The organism is Kitasatospora sp. NPDC030952 (assembly GCF_055571335.1).
Genome location: NZ_JBVIFM010000001.1, coordinates 44,897 through 65,515 on the forward strand (window position 1 = coordinate 44,897; position 20,619 = coordinate 65,515).

The 20,619-nt window shown below is 73.2% G+C and carries 21 protein-coding genes; 14 read left to right on the forward strand and 7 right to left on the reverse strand.

What is annotated here, in order from left to right:
* Positions 1–76 precede the first annotated feature (76 nt).
* Positions 77–1,030 carry a DeoR/GlpR family DNA-binding transcription regulator gene (locus tag ACZ47G_RS00245; protein ID WP_465740004.1) on the reverse strand — a complete coding sequence of 318 codons (954 nt, stop codon included), beginning with the start codon at positions 1,028–1,030 and terminating at the stop codon, positions 77–79.
* Between the two features lie 236 nt (positions 1,031–1,266).
* On the reverse strand, positions 1,267–2,715 hold the full coding sequence (locus ACZ47G_RS00250; protein ID WP_465739239.1) for an NAD(P)H-quinone dehydrogenase: 1,449 nt from the start codon (positions 2,713–2,715) through the stop codon (positions 1,267–1,269).
* A 96-nt stretch (positions 2,716–2,811) separates the two neighbouring features.
* On the opposite strand from ACZ47G_RS00250, the gene ACZ47G_RS00255 reads away from it, so the two are divergent.
* From ACZ47G_RS00255 to ACZ47G_RS00265, 3 genes are all read left to right on the forward strand, one after another.
* Positions 2,812–3,249 (forward strand): gamma-glutamylcyclotransferase family protein, encoded by a 438-nt coding sequence (locus tag ACZ47G_RS00255; RefSeq protein ID WP_380458010.1) that lies wholly within the window; start codon positions 2,812–2,814, stop codon positions 3,247–3,249.
* A 147-nt stretch (positions 3,250–3,396) separates the two neighbouring features.
* Positions 3,397–4,218: a purine-nucleoside phosphorylase gene (locus tag ACZ47G_RS00260; RefSeq protein WP_380458008.1), complete on the forward strand. Its 822-nt coding sequence runs from the start codon at positions 3,397–3,399 to the stop codon at positions 4,216–4,218.
* Between the two features lie 163 nt (positions 4,219–4,381).
* On the forward strand, positions 4,382–6,100 hold the full coding sequence (locus tag ACZ47G_RS00265; protein WP_465739240.1) for a phospho-sugar mutase: 1,719 nt from the start codon (positions 4,382–4,384) through the stop codon (positions 6,098–6,100).
* Between the two features lie 254 nt (positions 6,101–6,354).
* Here the strand turns inward: ACZ47G_RS00265 and ACZ47G_RS00270 are convergent, their stop codons facing one another.
* Entirely contained in the window at positions 6,355–7,035 is a 681-nt protein-coding gene (locus tag ACZ47G_RS00270) for a PH domain-containing protein (protein ID WP_465739241.1), read from the reverse strand.
* A 180-nt stretch (positions 7,036–7,215) separates the two neighbouring features.
* Between ACZ47G_RS00270 and deoC the strand changes: the two genes are divergently transcribed.
* The 5 genes from deoC to ACZ47G_RS00295 all read left to right on the forward strand — a co-directional run bounded on the left by deoC (position 7,216) and on the right by ACZ47G_RS00295 (position 11,929).
* Positions 7,216–8,202, forward strand: a complete 987-nt coding sequence (gene deoC / locus ACZ47G_RS00275; RefSeq protein ID WP_465739242.1) for a deoxyribose-phosphate aldolase — start codon at positions 7,216–7,218, stop codon at positions 8,200–8,202.
* 5 nt (positions 8,203–8,207) lie between these two features.
* Positions 8,208–9,704, forward strand: coding sequence for an aldehyde dehydrogenase family protein (locus tag ACZ47G_RS00280; RefSeq protein WP_465739243.1), 1,497 nt, complete (start codon positions 8,208–8,210; stop codon positions 9,702–9,704).
* The gene (locus ACZ47G_RS00285) at positions 9,697–10,623 is read left to right on the forward strand and encodes an aldehyde dehydrogenase family protein (protein WP_465739244.1); all 927 of its coding nucleotides are present in this window, start codon (positions 9,697–9,699) and stop codon (positions 10,621–10,623) included. The genes ACZ47G_RS00280 and ACZ47G_RS00285 overlap by 8 nt, the downstream gene beginning before the upstream one ends.
* A gap of 212 nt (positions 10,624–10,835) precedes the next feature.
* A complete protein-coding gene (locus tag ACZ47G_RS00290) occupies positions 10,836–11,243 on the forward strand; it encodes a hypothetical protein (RefSeq protein WP_465739245.1) in 408 nt (135 codons plus the stop codon).
* Between the two features lie 47 nt (positions 11,244–11,290).
* Positions 11,291–11,929 carry an ATP-binding protein gene (locus tag ACZ47G_RS00295; protein ID WP_465739247.1) on the forward strand — a complete coding sequence of 213 codons (639 nt, stop codon included), beginning with the start codon at positions 11,291–11,293 and terminating at the stop codon, positions 11,927–11,929.
* Between the two features lie 169 nt (positions 11,930–12,098).
* On the opposite strand, the gene ACZ47G_RS00300 is transcribed toward ACZ47G_RS00295, so the two are convergent.
* On the reverse strand, positions 12,099–13,067 hold the full coding sequence (locus ACZ47G_RS00300; RefSeq protein ID WP_380458025.1) for a SigE family RNA polymerase sigma factor: 969 nt from the start codon (positions 13,065–13,067) through the stop codon (positions 12,099–12,101).
* A 280-nt stretch (positions 13,068–13,347) separates the two neighbouring features.
* Here ACZ47G_RS00300 and ACZ47G_RS00305 point away from each other — a divergent pair, with 280 nt between their 5' ends.
* From ACZ47G_RS00305 to ACZ47G_RS00320, 4 genes are all read left to right on the forward strand, one after another.
* Positions 13,348–14,025: a response regulator transcription factor gene (locus ACZ47G_RS00305; protein ID WP_030257458.1), complete on the forward strand. Its 678-nt coding sequence runs from the start codon at positions 13,348–13,350 to the stop codon at positions 14,023–14,025.
* Between the two features lie 53 nt (positions 14,026–14,078).
* Complete coding sequence (locus ACZ47G_RS00310) at positions 14,079–15,620, forward strand: ATP-binding protein (RefSeq protein WP_465739248.1); 1,542 nt, start codon at positions 14,079–14,081, stop codon at positions 15,618–15,620.
* Entirely contained in the window at positions 15,617–15,937 is a 321-nt protein-coding gene (locus ACZ47G_RS00315; protein ID WP_465739249.1) for a hypothetical protein, read from the forward strand. The genes ACZ47G_RS00310 and ACZ47G_RS00315 overlap by 4 nt, the downstream gene beginning before the upstream one ends.
* A gap of 133 nt (positions 15,938–16,070) precedes the next feature.
* Positions 16,071–16,691: a VanZ family protein gene (locus ACZ47G_RS00320; RefSeq protein WP_465739250.1), complete on the forward strand. Its 621-nt coding sequence runs from the start codon at positions 16,071–16,073 to the stop codon at positions 16,689–16,691.
* On the opposite strand, the gene ACZ47G_RS00325 is transcribed toward ACZ47G_RS00320, so the two are convergent.
* Complete coding sequence (locus ACZ47G_RS00325; RefSeq protein ID WP_465739251.1) at positions 16,661–17,335, reverse strand: PhzF family phenazine biosynthesis protein; 675 nt, start codon at positions 17,333–17,335, stop codon at positions 16,661–16,663. The two genes, ACZ47G_RS00320 and ACZ47G_RS00325, sit on opposite strands and share 31 nt — an antisense overlap.
* A gap of 153 nt (positions 17,336–17,488) precedes the next feature.
* On the opposite strand from ACZ47G_RS00325, the gene ACZ47G_RS00330 reads away from it, so the two are divergent.
* On the forward strand, positions 17,489–18,052 hold the full coding sequence (locus ACZ47G_RS00330) for a hypothetical protein (protein WP_465739252.1): 564 nt from the start codon (positions 17,489–17,491) through the stop codon (positions 18,050–18,052).
* Between the two features lie 72 nt (positions 18,053–18,124).
* Here the strand turns inward: ACZ47G_RS00330 and ACZ47G_RS00335 are convergent, their stop codons facing one another.
* Positions 18,125–19,537: a hypothetical protein gene (locus ACZ47G_RS00335; protein ID WP_465739253.1), complete on the reverse strand. Its 1,413-nt coding sequence runs from the start codon at positions 19,535–19,537 to the stop codon at positions 18,125–18,127.
* Positions 19,538–19,875: 338 nt separating this feature from the next.
* Here ACZ47G_RS00335 and ACZ47G_RS00340 point away from each other — a divergent pair, with 338 nt between their 5' ends.
* Positions 19,876–20,061, forward strand: coding sequence for a PspC domain-containing protein (locus ACZ47G_RS00340; RefSeq protein WP_188308551.1), 186 nt, complete (start codon positions 19,876–19,878; stop codon positions 20,059–20,061).
* 89 nt (positions 20,062–20,150) lie between these two features.
* On the opposite strand, the gene ACZ47G_RS00345 is transcribed toward ACZ47G_RS00340, so the two are convergent.
* Positions 20,151–20,528: an ATP-binding protein gene (locus ACZ47G_RS00345; protein WP_465739254.1), complete on the reverse strand. Its 378-nt coding sequence runs from the start codon at positions 20,526–20,528 to the stop codon at positions 20,151–20,153.
* Positions 20,529–20,619 lie beyond the last annotated feature (91 nt).

Here is a 20,619-nt window from a genome sequence, read left to right on the forward strand (position 1 = left end):
TCCGTACTCCCTTCGAGGGGGTACGGACCGGTCGTGTTTCCAGGGTCTGCTCGCCCGCTGTGATTCGCCGCCGGGCTCAGCGCCCGCGCGGCAGGCCCATCTCGGCCAGTCGGACCGGCATCCCGCCCGGGCCGACCGGCCCGCCGTGCGCCCCGGGGCGGCGCTGGCCGGGCAGCGGGGCGCCGCCCGGCGGGGCGGGACGGCGGCCCAGCGGGCCGGGCTGGGTCTGGTGCACCGGGCCGCTGCCGGTGCCGTGCACCGGGGCGTCCCCGCTGGGTGCGGCCCCGAGCGGCGCCAGGTCGATCTGCACCCCGCAGTCGGCGAGCGCGTCCAGCTCGCGGGCGGTGGCGTCGTCGGCGGTGGCCTGCTCGTCGGTGACCAGCCGGGTGATGGTCTCGGTGGCGACGGTCTGGAACATGCCGGCCGCGCCGAGCTTGGTGTGGTCGGCGAGGACGATGACCTCGGCGGCCGCCAGCACCATTGCCCGGTCCACGCTCGCGGACAGCATGTTCGCGGTCGACAGCCCGCGCTCGGCGGTCAGCCCACTGCCGGAGATGAAGGCCTTGGTGACCCGCAGCCCCTGCAGTGACTGCTCCGCACCGCTGCCCACCAGGGCGTAGTTGGAGCCGCGCAGGGTGCCGCCGGTCATCACCACCTCGACCCGGTTGGCGTGCGCCAGCGCCTGGGCGACCAGCAGGGAGTTGGTGACCACCGTCAGCCCGGGCACCCGGGCCAGCCGGCGGGCCAGTTCCTGGGTGGTGGTGCCGGCGCCGACCACCACCGCGTCGCCCTCCTCCACCAGGCCGGCGGCGAGGTCCGCGATGGCGCTCTTCTCCGCCGCGGACAGGTGGGTCTTCTGCGGGTAACCGGGTTCGCGGCTGAAGCCGCCGGGGAGCACCGCGCCGCCGTGCCGGCGGTCGAGGAGCCCTTCTGCCTCCAGCGCCCGCACGTCCCGGCGCACGGTCACTTCGGAGGTCTGGACGACGCGGGCCAACTCCCGGAGCGAGACCGCTCCGTTGGCGCGCACCATTTCGAGGATCAACTGGCGACGTTCTGCTGCAAACACAGAACCGACGGTAACCTGCGTGACCGTCTGCTTTCAGGCGTTTGCAGCTGGTAGCGGGAATTGCTCACGCAAGAGCGGCGCGTGACCGTACAATACGCGCCGTCAACAACCCGGAACTGCGCCCGCCGTCCGGGTGACGATCATGCCTGCGCGAAGGGCGGCCGCCGATCGGCAGCCGCCCTCAACTGTGCGCCTTGAGCTCAGGATTCGCCGTCGACCCGCTTGCGGATGTGCAGCTGCCGGGCGGCCTCGGCGGTCGAGCCGGAGACGGACGGGTAGACGGTGAACGCGCTGGCCACCTGTTCGACCGTCAGATTGGCGTCCACCGCGAGCGCGATCGGGTGGATCAGTTCGCTGGCCCGGGGGGCGACGACCACGCCGCCGACCACGATGCCGGTGCCCGGGCGGCAGAACAGCTTCACGAAGCCGTCCCGGATGCCCTGCATCTTCGCCCGCGGGTTGCCGCGCAGCGGCAGCTTGACCACGACGGCGTCCATCTTGCCGCACTCCACGTCGGCGGCGGTGTAGCCGACGGTGGCGATCTCCGGGTCGGTGAAGACGTTGGAGGCCACGGTCTTGAGGTTCAGCGGCTGCACCGCGTCGCCGAGCGCGTGGTACATCGCGATCCGGCCCTGCATGGCCGCCACCGAGGCGAGCATGAAGACGCCGGTGCAGTCGCCGGCCGCGTAGACGCCGGGGGCGCTGGTGCGGGAGACCCGGTCGACCTGGATCTGGCCCCAGTCGTTGAGCTTGACCCCGGCCTCCTCCAGGCCCATCTCCGCGGTGTTGGGGATCGAGCCGACCGCCATCAGGCAGTGGGTGCCCCCGATCACCTTGCCGTCGGAGAGGGTCACCTCGACCCGGTCGCCGATCCGCTTGGCGCTCTCGGCCCTCGTCCGGCTCATCACGTTCATGCCGCGGCGGCGGAAGACGTCCTCCAGCACCTCGGCGGCGTCCGGGTCCTCGCCCGGCAGAACCCGGTCGCGGCTGGAGACCAGGGTGACCTTGGAGCCGAGCGCCTGGTACGCGCCGGCGAACTCGGCGCCGGTGACGCCGGAGCCGACCACGATCAGCTCACGGGGCAGCTCCTCCAGGTCGTACACCTGGGTCCAGGTGAGGATCCGCTCGCCGTCCGGCTGGGCGTCCGGCACCTCGCGCGGGTGGGCGCCGGTGGCGATCAGCACCGCGTCGGCGCGCAGCGACTGCACGCTGCCGTCGGGGCCGTCCACCAGCACCTCGCGGGAGCCGTCCACGGCCTGCCCGCCGGCGCCGAGCCGGCCGCGGCCGCGCAGCACGGTGACCCCGGCGCGGGTGACGGACTGGGTGATGTCGTGGGACTGCGCGATCGCCAGGCGCTTCACACGGCGGTTGACCTTGCCCAGGTCCACCCCGATGACCTTCCGGTCCTCGGCGACGCCCTCCTGGTCGACCGTGATGCCCAGCTCCTCGTACGAGCTGTCGAAGGTGGTCATCACCTCCGCGGTCGCGATCAGGGTCTTCGACGGAACGCAGTCCGTGAGCACCGCCGATCCGCCCAGACCGTCGCGGTCGACGACGGTCACCTCCGCGCCGAGCTGAGCGGCCACCAGGGCCGCCTCGTAGCCGCCGGGTCCGCCACCGATGATCACGATCCGAGTCACGTACCCCATTGTCCCGCACGCCGGGAGCGGCGCCACAACGGGGTCCACGCTCGTAGCTTCGTCCACTGGCCCCGCCCCGTGCGCCGACCGGGCTACTCTGCACCCATGCCCCTTTACGCCGCGTATGCCACCAACCTCGATGCCCGGCAGATGACCCGCCGAGCCCCGCACTCCCCGCACCGCGGCACGGGGTGGCTGGACGGCTGGCGGCTCACCTTCGGTGGCGAGCAGCTCGGTTGGGAGGGCTCGCTGGCCACGGTCGTCGAGGACGAGAAGGAGCAGGTCTTCGTCTCCCTCTACGACGTCGCGCCGATGGACGAGGAGGGCCTGGACCGCTGGGAGGGGGTCCAGCTCGGCATCTACCGCAAGATCAAGCTGCGGGCGCAGACCCTGGACGGCGACATCCAGGTCTGGACGTACGTGCTCAACGACTACGAGGGCGGCCTGCCGGCGGCGCGCTACCTCGGTCTGATCGCCGACGCCGCCGAGAGCGCCGGGGCCCCGCACGACTACGTGATGGACCTGCGCCGCCGGCCGTGCTGATCACCGACCTGATTTCCGTACGTATCAACAAAGCCGGTCACCCGAAGAGGGCCACCGAGCTGTGTTTTCGGGTCAACCGGGTAACGATCCGGCACGCCGCAGCTGAATTTCTACGCGCGTAGCCGAAACCCGTCTATCCTCGGACCCGTGAACGCTTCTCCTCAGTCGGTCGTCTCCGCCGACCCCTACGCCGCCGCCCAGGCCGCCGCCGAGCGCCTGCGCGAGCTGACCGGTGCCGAGCGGCACGACGTCGCCCTGGTGATGGGCTCCGGCTGGGTGCCGGCCGCCGACGCCCTGGGCGAGACCGTGGCCGAGTTCCCGGTCACCGACCTCCCGGGCTTCCCCGCCCCCGCCGTGGCCGGCCACGCCGGCAAGATCCGCTCGGTGAAGATCGGCGACAAGCGCGCCCTGATCTTCCTGGGCCGCAACCACTACTACGAGGGCCACGGCGTGGCCACCGTCGTCCACGGCGTGCGCACCGCCGCCGCGGCCGGCTGCGGCATCATCGTCCTGACCAACGGCTGCGGTGGTCTGCGCCAGGGCTGGACCCCGGGCCAGCCGGTCCTGATCAGCGACCACATCAACCTGACCGCGGACTCCCCGATCGTCGGCGCGAACTTCGTCGACCTCACCGACCTCTACTCCAAGCGCCTGCGCGAGCTGTGCCGCGAGGTCGACCCGAGCCTGGACGAGGCCGTCTACGTCCAGTTCCGCGGCCCGCACTACGAGACCCCGGCCGAGGTCCACATGGCCCGGGTGATCGGCGGCGAGCTGGTCGGCATGTCCACCACCCTGGAGGCCATCGCCGCCCGCGAGGCCGGCTCCGAGGTGCTCGGCATCTCCCTGGTCACCAACCTGGCCGCCGGCATGACCGGCGAGCCGCTCAACCACGAAGAGGTCCTGGAGGCCGGCAAGGCCTCCGCCGAGCGCATGGGCGAGCTGCTGGCGAAGGTCCTGGAGCGGATCTGACGCCTGCCGGCACAGAATCATGAACGACGGGGCCCACGGGCGGCGTGATCCGCTGATCACGCCCTCCGGCGGGCCCCGTCCGCATGTGCGCACCCCTTCTCCACCCCCTTCGCGCGGAACCCTCCGGCCGACACCCCGACGCACTCCCGATGGAGCAGCCAACATGACGCAGGCACTCAACCCCGACCTCCTCGCCCGGGCCCGGACCTGGCTGGCCGAGGACCCCGACCCGCAGACCCGCGAGGAGCTGACCGCCCTGCTGGCCCTGGCCGAGGGCCCGGACGCCGAGACGGACAGCAAGCTCGCCTGGTCGGACCTCGCCGAGCGCTTCGCCGACCGCCTCCAGTTCGGCACCGCCGGCCTGCGCGGCGAACTCGGCGCCGGCCCGATGCGGATGAACCGCGCCGTGGTGATCCGGGCCGCCGCCGGCCTGGTCGCGTACGTGAAGGAGCAGGGCCTCGGCGACCTCGTGGTGATCGGCTACGACGCCCGGCACAAGTCGTACGACTTCGCCCGGGACACCGCCGCCGTGGTGGTCGGCGCCGGCCTGCGCGCCGCGCTGCTGCCGCGCCCGCTGCCCACCCCGGTGCTCGCCTTCGCGATCCGCCACCTGGGCGCGGCCGCCGGCGTGACCGTCACCGCCAGCCACAACCCGCCGCAGGACAACGGCTACAAGGTCTACCTGGGCGACGGCTCGCAGATCGTCCCGCCGGCCGACGCCGGGATCGCCGCCGAGATCGACGCGATCGGCTCGCTGGACGACGTCCCGCGCGCCGAGGAGGGCTGGGAGGTGCTCGGCGAGGACGTCATCGAGGCCTACCTGGACCGCGCCGTCGGCATCCTCGACGCGCACAGCCCGCGCGAGCTGGACGTGGTGTACACCCCGATGCACGGCGTCGGCCGCGACACCCTGGTCGCCGCCTTCCGCCGGGCCGGCTTCCCCGCGCCGACCGTGGTCGCCGAGCAGGCCGAGCCCGACCCGGACTTCCCGACCGTGGCCTTCCCCAACCCGGAGGAGCCGGGGGCGATGGACCTCGCCTTCCGCACCGCCGCCGCGGCCGGCCCGGACATCGTGATCGCCAACGACCCGGACGCGGACCGCTGCGCGGTGGCCGTCCCGGTCCACGGCAACGCGGCGGGCAGCGGCAACGGCACCTCCGGCTGGCGGATGCTGCGCGGCGACGAGGTCGGCGCGCTGCTGGGCTCCGCGCTGGTCGCCAAGAAGGCCGAGGGCACCTTCGCCACCACCATCGTCTCCGCCACCCTGCTCGGCCGGATCGCCGAGGCCGCGGGCCTGGGCTACGAGGAGACGCTGACCGGCTTCAAGTGGATCTCCCGCGCCGAGGGCCTGCGCTACGGCTACGAGGAGGCGCTCGGCTACTGCGTCGACCCGCAGGGCGTCCGCGACAAGGACGGCATCACCGCCGCCCTGCTGGTCGCCGAACTCGCGGCCACGCTCAAGCGGTCCGGCCGCACGCTCAGCGACCTGCTGGACGACCTGGCGCTGGAGCACGGCCTGCACGCCACCGACCAGCTGTCCGTCCGGGTCCAGGACCTCTCGCTGATCGCCGACGCCATGCGCCGGCTGCGCGAGCAGCCGCCGACCGTGCTGGCCGGGCTGGCCGTCACCCGCGCCGACGACCTCGCGGCCGGCTCCGCCGAGCTGCCGCCCACCGACGGCCTGCGCTACTACCTGGCCGGCGAGGCCGTCCGTTCGGCCCGGATCGTGGTCCGCCCCTCCGGCACCGAGCCCAAGCTCAAGTGCTACCTGGAGGTCGTCCTCCCGGTCGCGAGCGCCGCCGACCTGGCCGGCGCCCGCGAGCGCGCCGCCGAGCTGCTCGCCGCCGTCAAGCGCGACCTCGCCGAGGCCGCGGGCATCTAAGACCGACCGGCACATGGTGGGCGGCGTCGCGACGCCCGGGCTGTCGCCTGGACTGCGTTGTCGTCGGTCGCCGCAGCTCCGCTGCTACTCCCTCCTCCGCCTTGCCAGACTCGGCCCGGACGCCGCTCCGTCCTCCACCCACCATGTGCCGGTCGGTCTAACCCCGCCGCCGTACGCACGAGGGCCCGCCGGTTCGTGACCAGCGGGCCCTCGTGCGTGTCTCCCGGGTCCGGAGCGGAGCGCGTGCTCCCGGCTCAGACCGCGATCACCGTGATCAGGGCGACGAGGCCGGCCAGGGCGGGGGCGATGACCCACCAGCACCAGCGGACGACCACCGGGCCGGCCGCGTCCGGGCTGGTGCGGTTGCGCTCGGCCATCTCCTGGAGGACGTCGGTCACCTGGTCGGACCAGGCGCGGGTCGGGTCCGGGGAGCCCTGGACGACCGGGTTGGTCCGGGCGGCCAGGCCCATTCCCAGGCCGGTCCGGGAGGCGTGCTCGGCGTTGCCGCGGCTCTGCGCCCGGGTGGCGCGCTTGCGCTGGCGCAGCGACACCGGGACGGCCCACACCTGGTACTTCTTCTCGCCGGACAGCAGCTCGACCGAGTAGCCCGCGCGCAGCGCGTCGACCGAGGCCCAGGGGGCGGTGACGGTGCGCCACGGGTTGCGGACGACCAGGCGGCTGCGGCCGGCGAACACCGCCGGGCGCAGCGTGTAGGCGATCACCGGGAAGGCGAACACCGGCACCGCCGCGAGCGCGACGTACGGGGTCTTGCCGGTGCCGGTCACCACCGCGTCGCCGATCAGCCAGCCGGCGACGGCCAGCAGGAACACTCCGGAGATCACGCCGGGGATGGAGCGGTACACGCGGTCCGCGTACTCGGGCTCCCCGCCGGGGGCGGCCGGGCCCTGGTGGGGCTTGCCGTCGGATTCGGTCATGGCGTCGATTCTGCCCCATGCACCCCTCACCAGCGGGTCTCGGTCCGGCCACGAATGGCGGGCCCCAGCGGGACCGGCGGGCGGGCGGTGCCCCAGGTATCGGTCCGGCCACGAAAGCGGGCCGGAAAGGTGGGCGCTCTAGCGGTCGGCTACGCGCGTAGATATGCTGGTCTGGTGACTATGTCCACTGTTGCAGCCAATGCCCCCGGCGTTGCGGGCAGCGGCCTCGCGGACGTTGCGGCGTCCGAGGCCTCGCTCCGCCGCTTCCTGCACGGCCTGCCCGGCGTCGACCAGGTCGGCCTTGAGGCGCGAGCCGCCACCCTCGGTACCCGCTCGATCAAGACCACGGCGAAGGCCTATGCCATCGACCTGGCGATCTCCATGATCGACCTGACCACGCTGGAAGGCGCGGACACGGTCGGCAAGGTGCGCTCCCTGTGCGCCAAGGGCAGGACCCCCGACCCGACCGACCCGACCACCCCGCGCGTCGCCGCCATCTGTGTCTACCCGGACATGGTCGCCACCGCGAAGGACGCCCTGCGCGGCACCGACATCCAGGTCGCCTCGGTCGCCACCGCCTTCCCGGCCGGCCGCGCCGCCCTCCCGGTGAAGCTCGCCGACACCGCCGACGCGGTGGCCGCGGGCGCCGACGAGATCGACATGGTGATCGACCGCGGCGCCTTCCTCTCCGGCCGCTACTTCGACGTCTACAACGAGATCGTCGCCGTCAAGGAGGCGTGCAAGCGCGCCGACGGCAGCTACGCCCACCTCAAGGTGATCTTCGAGACCGGCGAGCTGCAGACCTACGACAACGTCCGCCGGGTCTCCTGGCTGGCGATGCTGGCCGGCGCCGACTTCATCAAGACCTCCACCGGCAAGGTCGCCGTCAACGCGACCCCGCCGGTCACCCTGCTGATGCTGGAGGCGGTCCGCGACTTCCGCGCCGCCACCGGCGTCCAGGTCGGTGTGAAGCCCGCCGGTGGCATCAAGACCACCAAGGACGCCATGAAGTACCTGGTGATGGTCAACGAGACGCTCGGCGACGACTGGCTGACCCCGCACTGGTTCCGCTTCGGCGCCTCCAGCCTGCTCAACGACCTGCTGATGCAGCGCCAGAAGCTGGCCACCGGCCGCTACTCCGGCCCCGACTACGTGACGGTGGACTGATCACCATGGCCAAGAAGAAGAACATCGAGGAGCCCGCGGCCAAGCCGGCCGGAGGCCTCTTCGGCTACGCCCCGGCCCCGGAGTCCCCCGCCGCCGCGGGCGACATCGCCACCTCGTACGGCCACTTCATCGGCGGCGAGTTCGTCGACTCCTCCGGCAGCGAGGCCCTGAAGACGGTCAACCCGGCCACCGAGCAGGTGCTCGCCGAGTTCGCCCAGGGCACCGACGAGGACGTGGACCGCGCCGTCGCCGCCGCCCGCAGGGCCTTCGCCGACTGGTCGGCGCTGCCGGGCAGCGAGCGCGCCAAGTACCTGTTCCGGATCGCCCGGATCATCCAGGAGCGCGCCCGCGAGCTGGCCGTGCTGGAGTCGATGGACAACGGCAAGCCGATCCGCGAGACCCGCGACTTCGACATCCCGACCGTCGCCGCGTGGTTCTTCTACTACGCGGGCTGGGCGGACAAGCTGGACTACGCCGGCTTCGGCGCCAACCCGCGCCCGCTGGGCGTGGCCGGCCAGATCATCCCGTGGAACTTCCCGCTGATGATGCTGGCGTGGAAGATCGCGCCCGCGCTGGCGACCGGCAACACGGTCGTCCTGAAGCCGGCCGAGACCACCCCGCTGACCGCGCTGCGCTTCGCCGAGATCTGCCGCCAGGCCGGTCTGCCGAAGGGCGTCGTCAACATCGTCACCGGCGACGGCCGCACCGGCGCGGCGCTCACCGCGCACCCGGACGTCAACAAGGTCGCCTTCACCGGCTCCACCCCGGTCGGCCGGGCGATCGCCAAGCAGCTCGCCGGCAGCCGCAAGAAGCTGTCGTTGGAGCTGGGCGGCAAGGCCGCCAACATCGTCTTCGACGACGCGCCGATCGACCAGGCGGTCGAGGGCATCGTCAACGGCATCTTCTTCAACCAGGGCCACGTCTGCTGCGCCGGTTCGCGCCTGCTGGTCCAGGAGTCCGTCCAGGACGAGGTGCTGGACGCCCTGAAGCGCCGGATGGCCACCCTGCGGGTCGGCGACCCGCTGGACAAGAACACCGACATCGGCGCGATCAACTCGGCCGCCCAGCTGGCCCGGATCACCGAGCTGACCGACGCCGGCGAGGCCGAGGGTGCGGACCGCTGGTCGCCGGAGTGCGAACTCCCCGGCACCGGCTTCTGGTTCAGGCCGACCCTGTTCACCGGCGTCAGCCAGGCCCACCGGATCGCCCAGGAGGAGATCTTCGGCCCGGTGCTGTCGGTGCTGACCTTCCGGACCCCCGAAGAGGCGGTCCAGAAGGCCAACAACACCCCGTACGGCCTCTCCGCCGGCATCTGGACGGAGAAGGGCTCGCGCATCCTCTGGATGGCCAACCGGCTCAAGGCCGGCGTGGTCTGGGCCAACACCTTCAACAAGTTCGACCCGACCTCGCCGTTCGGCGGCTTCAAGGAGTCGGGTTACGGCCGCGAGGGTGGCCGCCACGGTCTGGAGCCCTACCTGAATGTCGAGGCCCGAGATGTCTGATGTCGCAACGCGTCTTGACGTCCTCAAGACCTACAAGCTGTACGTCGGCGGGAAGTTCCCGCGCTCCGAGAGCGGACGGGTGTACGAGGTGACCAAGGCGACATCTGCCGCTGACGCGGCGGGGAAGCGCGAGTGGCTCGCCAACGCCCCGCTGGGCACCCGCAAGGACACCCGTGACGCCGTCCTGGCCGCCCGCGCGGCGGTCAAGGGCTGGGCCGGCACCACCGCGTACAACCGCGGCCAGGTGCTGTACCGGGTGGCCGAGATGCTGCAGGGACGGCGCGAGCAGTTCGCCGCCGAGGTGTCCCTCTCCGAGGGCATCGGCCCGAAGAAGGCCGCCGCGCTGGTGGACGCCGCGATCGACCGCTGGGTCTGGTACGCGGGCTGGACGGACAAGGTCGCCCAGATCGCGGGCGGCGCCAACCCGGTCGCCGGGCCGTACTTCAACCTCTCCACCCCGGAGCCGACCGGCGTGGTCGGGATCGTCGCCCCGCAGGCCGGGTACGGGCACTCGCTGCTCGGCCTGGTCTCGGTGATCGCCCCGGCGATCGCCACCGGCAACACGGTCGTGGTCGCGGCCGCCGCGGACGCCCCGCTGCCCGCGCTGTCCCTGGGCGAGGTGCTGGCCACCTCGGACGTCCCCGGCGGCGTGGTCAACATCATCTCGGGGAAGACCGCGGACATCGCCCCCACCCTGGCCTCGCACCAGGACGTCAACGCGCTGGACCTCACCGGTGCCATCGCCGCCGACGGCCCCGGCGCGGCGCCCGCCCTGGAAGCCGCCGCCGCGGATACCCTCAAGCGAGTGGTCCGTCCGGAGCTGGACCCGTTCGCCCGGGACTGGACCGATGCGCCCGGTACCAACCGGCTACTCTCCTTCCTGGAGACGAAGACGGTCTGGCACCCGATGGGGATCTGATCCTCCGTCACCACCGAGTAACAACTCCACAGACTGGCCGTCCCCAGTGCCCTCTCCCCCCCAGGGCCCGGACGGTCATTGGACGGACCCGCGCCTCTCCCCCCCTGGCGCGGGTCCGTCGACTTTCGTCACCGTCCCCGCCGACTTTCGGCGCTCGCCGTGCGTATGCGTCCGGACCAGAATCCTGGTACCGACACCACCGAGGGGGCGCCGTGGGAGACTTGATCGCCGAGCTGATGCCGCTGTTCGCGGACGGCTTCGTCCGCAGGTGGCACGTGGCCCGGGTCCGCCGGCGGCTGGCCGCCGGGAAGGCCGTACGGGTGCCCTGTTCCGCCCGGTCGGACCGGCCCGGCTGGCAACGCGCCTACGTCAACGGGAAGTTGGGCATCACCCCGGGCGCCGCCACCGTCACCTTCCGCACCCGCGGGGCCGACCCGGTCGAGCTGCCGGCCGGGGGCACCTTCCACGAGCCCGAGCCGGACACCTGGCACTCCCAGGACTGGGCCGCCACCGGCTACCAGCCGCCCGGCGGCGGCCGCCAGGTGTACCTCCAGGTCGACACCCGCTACCTGCCGATGATCCACGTCGCCCTCGCCGACCCCGACTCCCAGAAGGTGTGAGCCGACCGGTTTCGGCAACCGGCCGGGATGCGTCAGACTGGTGTCCCGTGAGTGACTCCCCCATGAATCCCGCGCCGACGGCCCACGCCCGAGTGATCCTGCTCTCCGGGCCCTCCGGATCGGGGAAGTCCTCGCTGGCCGAACGCAGCGGCCTGCCGGTGCTCCAGCTGGACGACTTCTACAAGGACGGGGACGACCCCACCCTCCCCCGGCTGCCGGACGGCGCCGTGGACTGGGACTCCCCGCTCGCCTGGCACCGCGACCAGGCCGTCGCCGCCATCCGCGCGCTCCACGGGCGGGGGCGCACCGACGTGCCGGTGTACTCGATCCCGGACAACGGCCGGATCTCCACCCGCACCCTGGACCTGGACGGCGCCGGCGCGTTCATCGCCGAGGGCATCTTCGCCGCCGAGATCGTCGCCCAGTGCGCCGCCGAGGGCCTGCTCGGCGACGCCCTGTGCCTGCGCAACGGCGCGCTCACCACCGCCTGGCGCCGGCTGCGCCGGGACGTCCGCGAGGGCCGCAAGTCGCTGCCGGTGCTGCTGCGCCGGGGCCTGCGGCTGATGCGGGCCGAGCGCGCCATCGTCGAGCGGCAGGTCGAGCTGGGCTCGCACCCGTGCGCCGGGGCGGAGGCCGAGCGGCGGGTCCGCGCGGCGGCCGGCCCCCGGGAGCTGTCGGCGGCCTGAGCCACTCCGGAACGGACGAACGACGACGGGCCCGGTGCGTCTCCCCCGCACCGGGCCCGTCGCCTTCCGAACGGCCTCGGCTCCCCACAGGCACCGCTCCCCCGAGCCGGCGCCCCCGAACCGTAACCGTCCGCTACCCGTCCCCCGACGGGAGTCCTGTCCCCGATCCCTACGCGACCAGCTCGCCGAACGCCCGGGCGGTGTCGCCCGACTTGTTCAGGTGCTCGTCGTCGCGCAGCCGGCGCAGCGCGCGCCAGATGCTGCTCTTGACCGTGCCGACGCTGATCCCCAGCACGTCGGCGATCTCCGGGTCGGTCTTGCCCTCGTAGTACCGCAGCACCAGCATGGTCCGCTGGTTCTCCGGCAGCTTCGCCAGCGCCTGCCAGAGCACGGCGCGCAGCTCGGTGCCGCCCATCGCGTCGGTGTCGCCGGCCGTCTCCGGCAGCTCCTCGGTCGGGTACTCGTTGACCTTGCGGCGCCGCCAGGCGGAGATGTGCAGGTTGGTCATGGTGCGGCGGAGGTAGCCCCCCACCGCGGCCTTGTCGGTGATCCGGCCCCAGGCGCGGTAGGTGCTGAAGAGCGCGCTCTGCAGCAGGTCCTCGGCCTCGTAGCGGTCACCGGTGAGGTGGTACGCCGTGGCGTACAGGGAGGCGCGGCGCTCGCGCACGTACGCGGTGAACTCCGTGATGTGGTCCTCCGCGACGGCCGGGTGCTCCCCCTGCGCGTCTCCCTGTCCCGCCTCGGTGGTGCGGGCCGGTGCGGGGTTCAGCCGCAGCAGCGTCGCACCGGCGGCCTCGCGGCCGGTCTGTTCCCCCGAACCGACCGTCCGCAGACCGTTGTTCCCCCGGTCGCCCCCCCGGGCGTCCGTGCCCTCGACGCGGACGGGGAGGATCCCCCGCAGCGTGAGGGTGGTGGCGGAGTCGACCGCACTCCCCAGTCGGCCGATCCCGTACAGCTCCCCCGTCCTGCCGCCGCCGCTCACCCGGCGGGCGACAGGGTTTCCACCGGTGCTGTGCGCGCACCCCCGTACGGTCACGGCACCGGAGTTCTCGTCGGTCCTGATCTCGTACCGGGTCCGGTGGGTGGCGGCTGAGGAACGCGCGGTGCGGACAGCCGGGTTGGTCCGGGTCTGAAGCATGGCGTTCATCGTGCGCCCCCTTGGTTCGGTACGAGCGGTTCCTGTTGCCGCCCTCCAGCCGGCCCTTGCGGCCCGCTGTCCTGCGGCGACATGGAAAATCCTGCCCGCCGGTTGTGATGGCGCTGTCCGCCGACTGTCACAGGGGTGTCACAGGGGCGGGCCGTACGAACCGGTCCACCTCCCTCCGTACCGGACGCCGATGGCCCTCCTTCCGGTTCCCATACGGGCGGTGACCGGTCCGGGGGGTGATTCGACGCTCCCGGTGGGCCAAAATGGGGCCGTGCCTTTCCTCCTATTGATCGAGGACGACGACGCCATCCGGACCGGCCTCGAACTCGCCCTCACCCGCCAGGGCCACCGTGTGGCCACCGCCGCCTCCGGCGAAGACGGACTGAGGCTCTTCAAGGAGCAGCGGCCCGACCTGATCGTGCTGGACGTGATGCTGCCCGGAATCGACGGCTTCGAGGTCTGCCGTCGGATCCGCCGCACCGACCAGCTGCCGATCATCCTGCTCACCGCGCGCTCGGACGACATCGACGTGGTGGTCGGCCTGGAGTCCGGAGCGGACGACTACGTGGTGAAGCCGGTCCAGCCGCGTGTCCTGGACGCCCGGATCCGCGCCGTGCTGCGGCGCGGCGAACGGGAGAGCTCGGACTCCTCCGCCTACGGCAGCGTGGTGATCGACCGGGCCGCCATGACCGTCACCAAGGACGGCCAGGACCTCCAGCTCACCCCGACCGAGCTACGGCTGCTGCTGGAGCTCAGCCGCCGCCCCGGCCAGGCGCTCTCCCGCCAGCAGCTGCTGCGGCTGGTCTGGGAGCACGACTACCTCGGCGACTCCCGCCTGGTGGACGCCTGTGTGCAGCGGCTGCGGGCCAAGGTCGAGGACGTGCCGTCCGCACCGACCCTGATCCGCACCGTCCGCGGTGTGGGCTACCGGCTGGACCCGCCTGCCTGAACCCGGCCCGTTGCCCGCTTTGTCCCTGAACTCCCGTATCACGACAGGCTCTTGTGACTGACCATCAGCAGACTGCCCGGCGGTTCTCGTCCGGCCCGTGGCGGCGGCTGCGCTCCCTGCGGGTGCGGCTGATCGCGGTGTTCGCGGCTGTCGCGCTGCTCGCCGCCGTCTCGGCCTCCGGCATCGCGTACTGGCTGAACCGCGACGCGGTGCTCAAGCGCGCCCAGGACACCGCGCTGAACGACTTCCGGGTCTCGCTCAGCCGCAACGTCTCCGACCTGCCGCTGAACGCCAGTTGTCCGGACCTCGCCGCGCTGGCCGCCAACGTGGCGAGTTCCGGGCTGAGTTACGACGTGGTCGTGGTCGACCCGGCGCACCCCGAGTGCCCGGCCTCCTCCGACCCGACGAAGTTCACCCTGGCCGACGTCCCGGCACCGCTGCAGTCCACCGTCGCCAAGCCGCGTGAGGTCACCGAGAGCAACCCGTACCCGTACCACCTGTACTGGCAGCGGCAGAACCTGGCCGGCCGGCCGTTCGTGATCGGCGGCACCAAGGTGGTGCCCAACGGGCCGACGGCGTACATGTTCAAGTCGCTGGAGAACGAGCGGGCCGACCTCAACACCCTGGGCTGGTCGCTGGCCATCGCGACCCTGCTCGCGCTGATCGGCTCGGCCCTGCTCGCCCAGGCCGCCTCGGCGACCGTGCTGCGGCCGGTCAAGCGGCTCGGCGAGGCCGCCAAGCGGCTCGGCGAGGGCCACCTGGACACCCGACTGGAGGTCGACGGCTCGGACGAACTCGCCGACCTGGCGCGGACCTTCAACCGGGCCGCGGAATCGCTGCACGAACAGGTCGAGGAGCTGAGCGCGCGCGAGGCGCAGAGCCGGCGGTTCGTCGCCGACATGTCGCACGAGCTGCGCACCCCGCTGACCGCGATGACCGCGGTGACCGACATCCTGGAGGACGAGGCCGAGTCGCTGGACCCGATGATCGAGCCGGCCGTCCGGCTCGTGGTGAGCGAGACCCGGCGGCTGTCCGACCTGGTGGAGAACCTGATGGAGGTCACCCGCTTCGACGCCGGGACCGCCAAGCTGGTCGCCGACGAGGTGGACGTCGCCGACCTGATCATGTCCTGCATCGACGGCCGGGCCTGGTACGACGCGGTCGAACTGGACGCCCCGCGCGGCATCCTGGCCGTGGTCGACCCGCGCCGGCTCGACGTGGTCTTCGCCAACCTGATCGGCAACGCCCTCAAGCACGGCGGCTCACCGGTGCGGGTCAAGGTCCGGCAGACCGAGGACTCGGTCGTGGTCGAGGTCTCCGACAGCGGCCCCGGCATCCCCGAGGACGTCCTGCCGCACGTCTTCGACCGCTTCTACAAGGCCGACCGCGGGCGGGCCCGCTCCGAGGGCAGCGGCCTGGGGCTGTCCATCGCGATGGCCAACGCCCAGATCCACGGGGGGACGATCACGGCGGCGAACGGGGAGGTCGGCGCGGTGTTCACCCTGACCCTGCCGCTGACCCCACCGCCGCCGCCGTCCGCGGGCGGGGCCGAGCACGGCCCGGCCGGCGACGACGAGCACAAGGACGCCACGTGACCTCCCCCACCCGCACCACCCTGCGCCGCACCGCCGGCGTACTGCTGCTGCTCGCACTGGCCTCCGGCTGCGGCATCCGGCCGACCGCCGTACCGGTCGACGCCGGCGCGCCCGCCAGCCGGACGGCCTGCCCGAGCACCCCGCACATACCGACCGCGCTGGCCACCCCGCCAGGACCGGCCCCGGCCGTCACCCCGGCCCGCGGCGCGGCCAAGACCGCCGCGAGCCCGAGCCCCTCACCCACGCCGGTGGCCCCGGGCTCGCCGCCGCCGGACAACGCGTTCAGCGCGGTGCCGACGCCCGCGCCCTGCCGCTGAGGCGGGCCCGGGCCGGTAGCGCGGGCCCGCGCCGCTGGCCCGGGCCGCCGTGGCGAGAGGGAACGGGGGCGAGGTCCGGAATGTTCACGCCCGGTGTGGAACCGCCGCGCCACCGGCCCACGTCCTTCCCCCCGTGCAGCGAGATGGCACCAGGACACGCGACGAGCGTTCCGGCGCACGGACCCAGACCAGGCCGGCGGCGGGCGTCCACCGTCCCTTCCGGCTGGCAGGACTGGCGGGCCTGGCCCTCCACCTGACGCTGGTGCTGTGGCTGGTGCTCAGACCGCTACCGGTGGCCTGGGTGTACGACGCCAACCTGACGCCGCTGGCCTCGCTCCGGTCCTCCACCCCCTGGCAGGTGGTCGGCGAGTTCCTGCTGCTCGCCCCGCTCGGCCTGCTGCTCCCGCTGGCCGGCGGCCGGCTCCGGGCTCCCTGGCTGCCGTCCTTCCTGCGCACCACCGGCGTCTCCGCGCTGCTGGCGACCGGCCTGGAGTTCCTCTCCTCCTGGACGCCCGGACACGTGCTCAACGTGGACCACATACTGTTCGCCGTGCTCGGCGTGGTGGCCACCCACCTCGCCCTCGTCCCCGCCCTGCGCCGACTGCTGCGGGACCACCGCGTTAAGCCCCGGACCCCGCGGATCGCCGCCGTCCTGACCGTCCCGGCGGTGGCCGTCACCGTCACCCCGACGGTGACGGTGGCGCCCACGGCCCGTCCGCGCGCCTACGCGGAACCGACCCCGCCCGGCCGCTGACCCGCCACCGGCACCACCCGGCCGCCGACCTCGACCAGCCCGTCCGGACGGGGGCCGGCCAGCAGCTGCGAACCCCGGCCCTGAGTGACGGTCAGCGCCCGTCCGAGCCGCGCGGCCAGCAGCAGGGCCGCCGCGCCGGTCGCCTCGTCCTCGTCGATCCCGTCGCCCCGGCCCGGGAAGGCCCGCGCCCGGACCGTACCGGCCGCCTCGTCCTGCCAGGCCCAGGCGTAGATCCACTCCCCCGGCGGCGGCACCTCCAGCGCCTCCACCTCGGCCGCCGAACCGTACTGCCGCAAGGTCCGACCCGGGGCCCACTCGGGCCGGGCGCCGATCAGGGTCAGCCCGCCCTCGCGCCGCACCGCCACCGTCCCGGCCGCGGTGACCAGCCGGTCCGCGCCGAGCAGCCAGGCGGCACCCACGCACGGGTGGCCGGCGAAGGGCAGGCGCACGCTCGGGGTGTAGATGTCGATCTCCCCGCGCTCCGGGTCGTCGACGAAGACCGTCTCGCTGAAGCCGAGTTCCCGGGCGAGGGCCTGCCGGTCCGCCCGCTCCGGCACGGCGGCGCCGTCGCGCACCACGCCGAGCTCGTTCCCGTGCCGCCCGTCCGGTCCGCAAAAGACCCGCAGCACCTCATAGCCAGTCATTTTCCACCTCGTCAATTACCGCTCCGGCGCGGCGCCGACACAGCGCAACGACACCGTGATGAAAAGGCGAGGACGGATGTCGGTCGCCTCCAGTACTGTGCGCTTTCGTCCCGGACGGTTCCCGTCGTTTTTCTCCTCCCACAGGAAACCCCCTTGAACAATCTCGACTTCAGCGCCGAGCCCCTTTTCTCCTGGTACGTCGTCCTGCTGGCGCTCAGCGGCCTCATCATGGTGGTCCTCGGCGTGCTGCCGCTCGCCGGGCTGAAGGTCGGCCTGCGCATCCTCAACGTCGTGGTCGGCGTCGCGTTCATCGGTTACGCCTACTACCTCGCGTTCGTCTTCGAGGGCGGCACCTACCGGATCTTCTTCCAGGCGCTGATCCTGCCGGTCGCGATGATCGTCGCCACCGTGAAGGCGGTCGTCGAGCGCAGCAACGCGAAGAACCAGCCGACCCCGCCGGCCGGGGCGTTCAACCCGAACGCGCCGTACAACCCCAACGCGGCGTACAACCCGAACGCCGCCGGGTTCAACCCGAACGCGCCGCAGGCCGGCCAGCCGGGTCAGCCCGCCCAGCCGGGCCTGCCCGCACAGCCCGGTCAGCCGGTGCCGCCGCAGGGTGCGGTGCCGTACCAGCCGGCGGCGCCGGCCCAGCCGGTGGCGGACAACCCGTACGCCCAGCCCGCCCAGCCGCAGCCGCCGCAGCAGCCGGCCGGCTGAGCCCCGGAACACCGCACGGCCCGTCCGTCCCCGCCTTCGAGCGGGGACGGACGGGCCTCGTGCTGTCCGGGGTCAGTTCCCGGCGCCCTGGGCCCCCTTGCGGCGGCGCGCCACGACCAGGGTGCCGATGCCGAGGGCGATGGCGGTCGCGCCGGTGATCGCCATCGGGGCGGCCGAGGAGCCGCCGCCGGTGGAGGCCAGCCGGGTCTCGGTGGCGGCGAGCGGGGCCTCGGCGGCGGGCGCGGCGTCGCCGGTCTGCCCGGTGGTGCCGGCGGCCGGGCTCGGCGCTCCGGTGGTCACCTGCGCGGCCGGGACGGCGGCGGTGGTGGACGGGTCGGTGGTGGCCGGGTCGGTGGTGACCGGGGTGGTGGCCGGCGAGGTCGGCGCCGGGGTGCCGGTGGTGCCGGCGGCGGCCTCGATCCTGAAGCCCACCGTGGGGCTGGAGATGCCGTTGTTCTGCTCCCCCGGGCCGGGCAGGCTGTACCCGTTGGCGAAGACCGACCCGCCGCCCACCGGCGCGTCCTTGGTCCAGGCGAGCCGCAGGTTGACCGTTCGGCTCTCGCCGTCGGGCAGCGGGATGACGTCGGCGTCCTTGCTGCCGCTGCGAAGGTCCACCCCCAGCTGGGTGCTGGCGAGGTCCCCGAGCGGCGCCGGCGTGCCGGCCAGCCACTGGCCCTGCTGCGTCTGGAACTCCAGCTTGACCACTGCGGGGAGGAACGCGTTCTCGCTCTGGAGGATGACCGCCGGGACGATCCTGAGGTCCTTGCCGGTGTGGTTGGTGTACACCACCTTGAACGGCTTCGCCTCGCCCCCGGCGGTGAAGGAGGCGGGCACGTCATCGACCTTCACGTCCGGCAGTCCCGCCCGGGCCGGGGTGGTCGGGCCACCGGCTCCGACGATGGTGAAGTACGGGATGCGGCCCCAGGCCTGGCCGAACCGCTGCTCCGGGGGCAGGGTCGGGTCCGTGACCATCGCGTTGAGGCTGCCGGTGGCCTGGCCGCCCGGAGCGTCGGCGGCGAAGGTCAGACGCAGCTGGTAGGTGGCCGAGCCGCCGGCCGGCAGGTGCAGCTCGGTGGCGAAGGGATCGAGCTCCCACCAGGCGCCGGTGTTCGACCCCGGACGGAGCTTGGCGTCCTGCCACTGCGTACTACCGGGCTTCTGGACCTGCAGCTTGAGCTGGGTCTCCTTGACGCCGGTGCCGATGGTCGCGATGACGAAGTCCGTCATGACGTCCATCTGGTGGTCGGCGGTGTTCTTGAGGGTCGAGCTGAACTCGACCGTGCTGCCGGCCGTCACGCTGGCGGGGAAGCCGCTGGTGGTGACCACGACCGGCGAGGCCTGGTCCTGCGGGGCGGGAGCCGTCGGGCCCGACGTCGGGCCCGACGTCGGGGCCGCGAGGGCGGCCGGGGCCGAGGCCAGGGCGGCGCCGGAGACCAGGGCCGCAGCGGCGGCCGCGGCGAGGAGTCTGCGGGGCTGATTGCGCAATGGAACCTCACGGAGAGAATTCGGGCATAGCCCGATAAAAGTGCGAAATCGCAGGCGTGAGGGGCCTATTGAGGCCGTGAAGGCGCCGCCGGAATGCCCCCCACCATCAGCGACCGCGAGATCATATCCCCTGGGTGGGACCGGTTCGCGAACGGGTTTTCCGCATTCGCACTCTCCGGGGCATCCCTGAGGCGACCCCGACTCGGGTCTCCGCCTTCCCGGTGAGCCGACGGGGTCGGGGATCGCCTGGTGGGCGGAGGTTTTCGGGCCCGCGCCGGCGGAGCATGGAAGTACGCCCGCCGGACCGCCCGGCCGGGCCACCGGCCCAAGGAGTCCCCATGAGCGCGCGTCTCGCCCGTCCCCGCCACAACCGCGTCATCGCCGGCGTCTGCGCCGGGATCGCCGAGCGCTTCGGCCTCACCCCGTGGACCGTCCGCCTGATCTTCCTGCTCTCCTGCCTGCTGCCCGGCCCGCAGTTCCTGGTCTACCTCGCGCTCTGGGTGCTGCTCCCCCAGGAGCCGTGAGGCCGTACGGGCGGGCACGGCGACGGGCCGCCCGCCCCCGGGGTTTCCTCCGGGGGCGGGCGGCCCGTCGTCGTGCGGTGCGGGTCGGATCAGCCCAGCGGGAGGCCCGGCAGGGCGCCGGCCAGTCCGCCGACCGGGGTCTTGTCCAGGCCGGGGACGCCCGGGAGGGCGCCGGCCCGCTGCTGGGTGACGCCGGCGATCGGGGCGGCGTCGGCGGCGGGCGCGGGCGCGGCCTGACCGGCGGTCGGCGCCAGGGTGCCGAGGGTGCCGGCGACCTTGTCGCCGCCGGGCAGCTTGGCGGCGGTGTCGGTGACCGCACCGGTCACCGCGGGGTTCGTCACCGCGCCGGTGGGCAGCCCGAGGCCGCCGGCCGCCTGGCCGGCCGCCGCGGAGGCGGTGCCGGCGCCGACCGCCGCGATGGCGATGCCGAGCGCCGCGGTGCCGGCGGCCTTGAGAGCCTGCTTCATGGTTCGTCCCCTTGGGTCTTCGTCGGTGGCCGACATCGCGCGGGGCGGCGTACGGGCGACCGTCGCCCCGGCCTGTCAGCAATGACTGGCA

Bases quoted from the DNA above. Each gene is read 5' to 3' on its own strand.
- ACZ47G_RS00280 (WP_465739243.1), top strand. From the start codon at position 8,208: ATGGCCAAGAAGAAGAACATCGAGGAGCCCGCGGCCAAGCCGGCCGGA.
- ACZ47G_RS00270 (WP_465739241.1), bottom strand. From the start codon at position 7,035: ATGACCGAATCCGACGGCAAGCCCCACCAGGGCCCGGCCGCCCCCGGC.
- ACZ47G_RS00285 (WP_465739244.1), top strand. From the start codon at position 9,697: ATGTCTGATGTCGCAACGCGTCTTGACGTCCTCAAGACCTACAAGCTG.
- ACZ47G_RS00300 (WP_380458025.1), bottom strand. From the start codon at position 13,067: ATGCTTCAGACCCGGACCAACCCGGCTGTCCGCACCGCGCGTTCCTCA.
- ACZ47G_RS00265 (WP_465739240.1), top strand. From the start codon at position 4,382: ATGACGCAGGCACTCAACCCCGACCTCCTCGCCCGGGCCCGGACCTGG.
- ACZ47G_RS00345 (WP_465739254.1), bottom strand. From the start codon at position 20,528: ATGAAGCAGGCTCTCAAGGCCGCCGGCACCGCGGCGCTCGGCATCGCC.
- deoC (WP_465739242.1), top strand. From the start codon at position 7,216: ATGTCCACTGTTGCAGCCAATGCCCCCGGCGTTGCGGGCAGCGGCCTC.
- ACZ47G_RS00250 (WP_465739239.1), bottom strand. From the start codon at position 2,715: ATGGGGTACGTGACTCGGATCGTGATCATCGGTGGCGGACCCGGCGGC.
- ACZ47G_RS00340 (WP_188308551.1), top strand. From the start codon at position 19,876: ATGAGCGCGCGTCTCGCCCGTCCCCGCCACAACCGCGTCATCGCCGGC.
- ACZ47G_RS00325 (WP_465739251.1), bottom strand. From the start codon at position 17,335: ATGACTGGCTATGAGGTGCTGCGGGTCTTTTGCGGACCGGACGGGCGG.
- ACZ47G_RS00255 (WP_380458010.1), top strand. From the start codon at position 2,812: ATGCCCCTTTACGCCGCGTATGCCACCAACCTCGATGCCCGGCAGATG.
- ACZ47G_RS00245 (WP_465740004.1), bottom strand. From the start codon at position 1,030: ATGGTGCGCGCCAACGGAGCGGTCTCGCTCCGGGAGTTGGCCCGCGTC.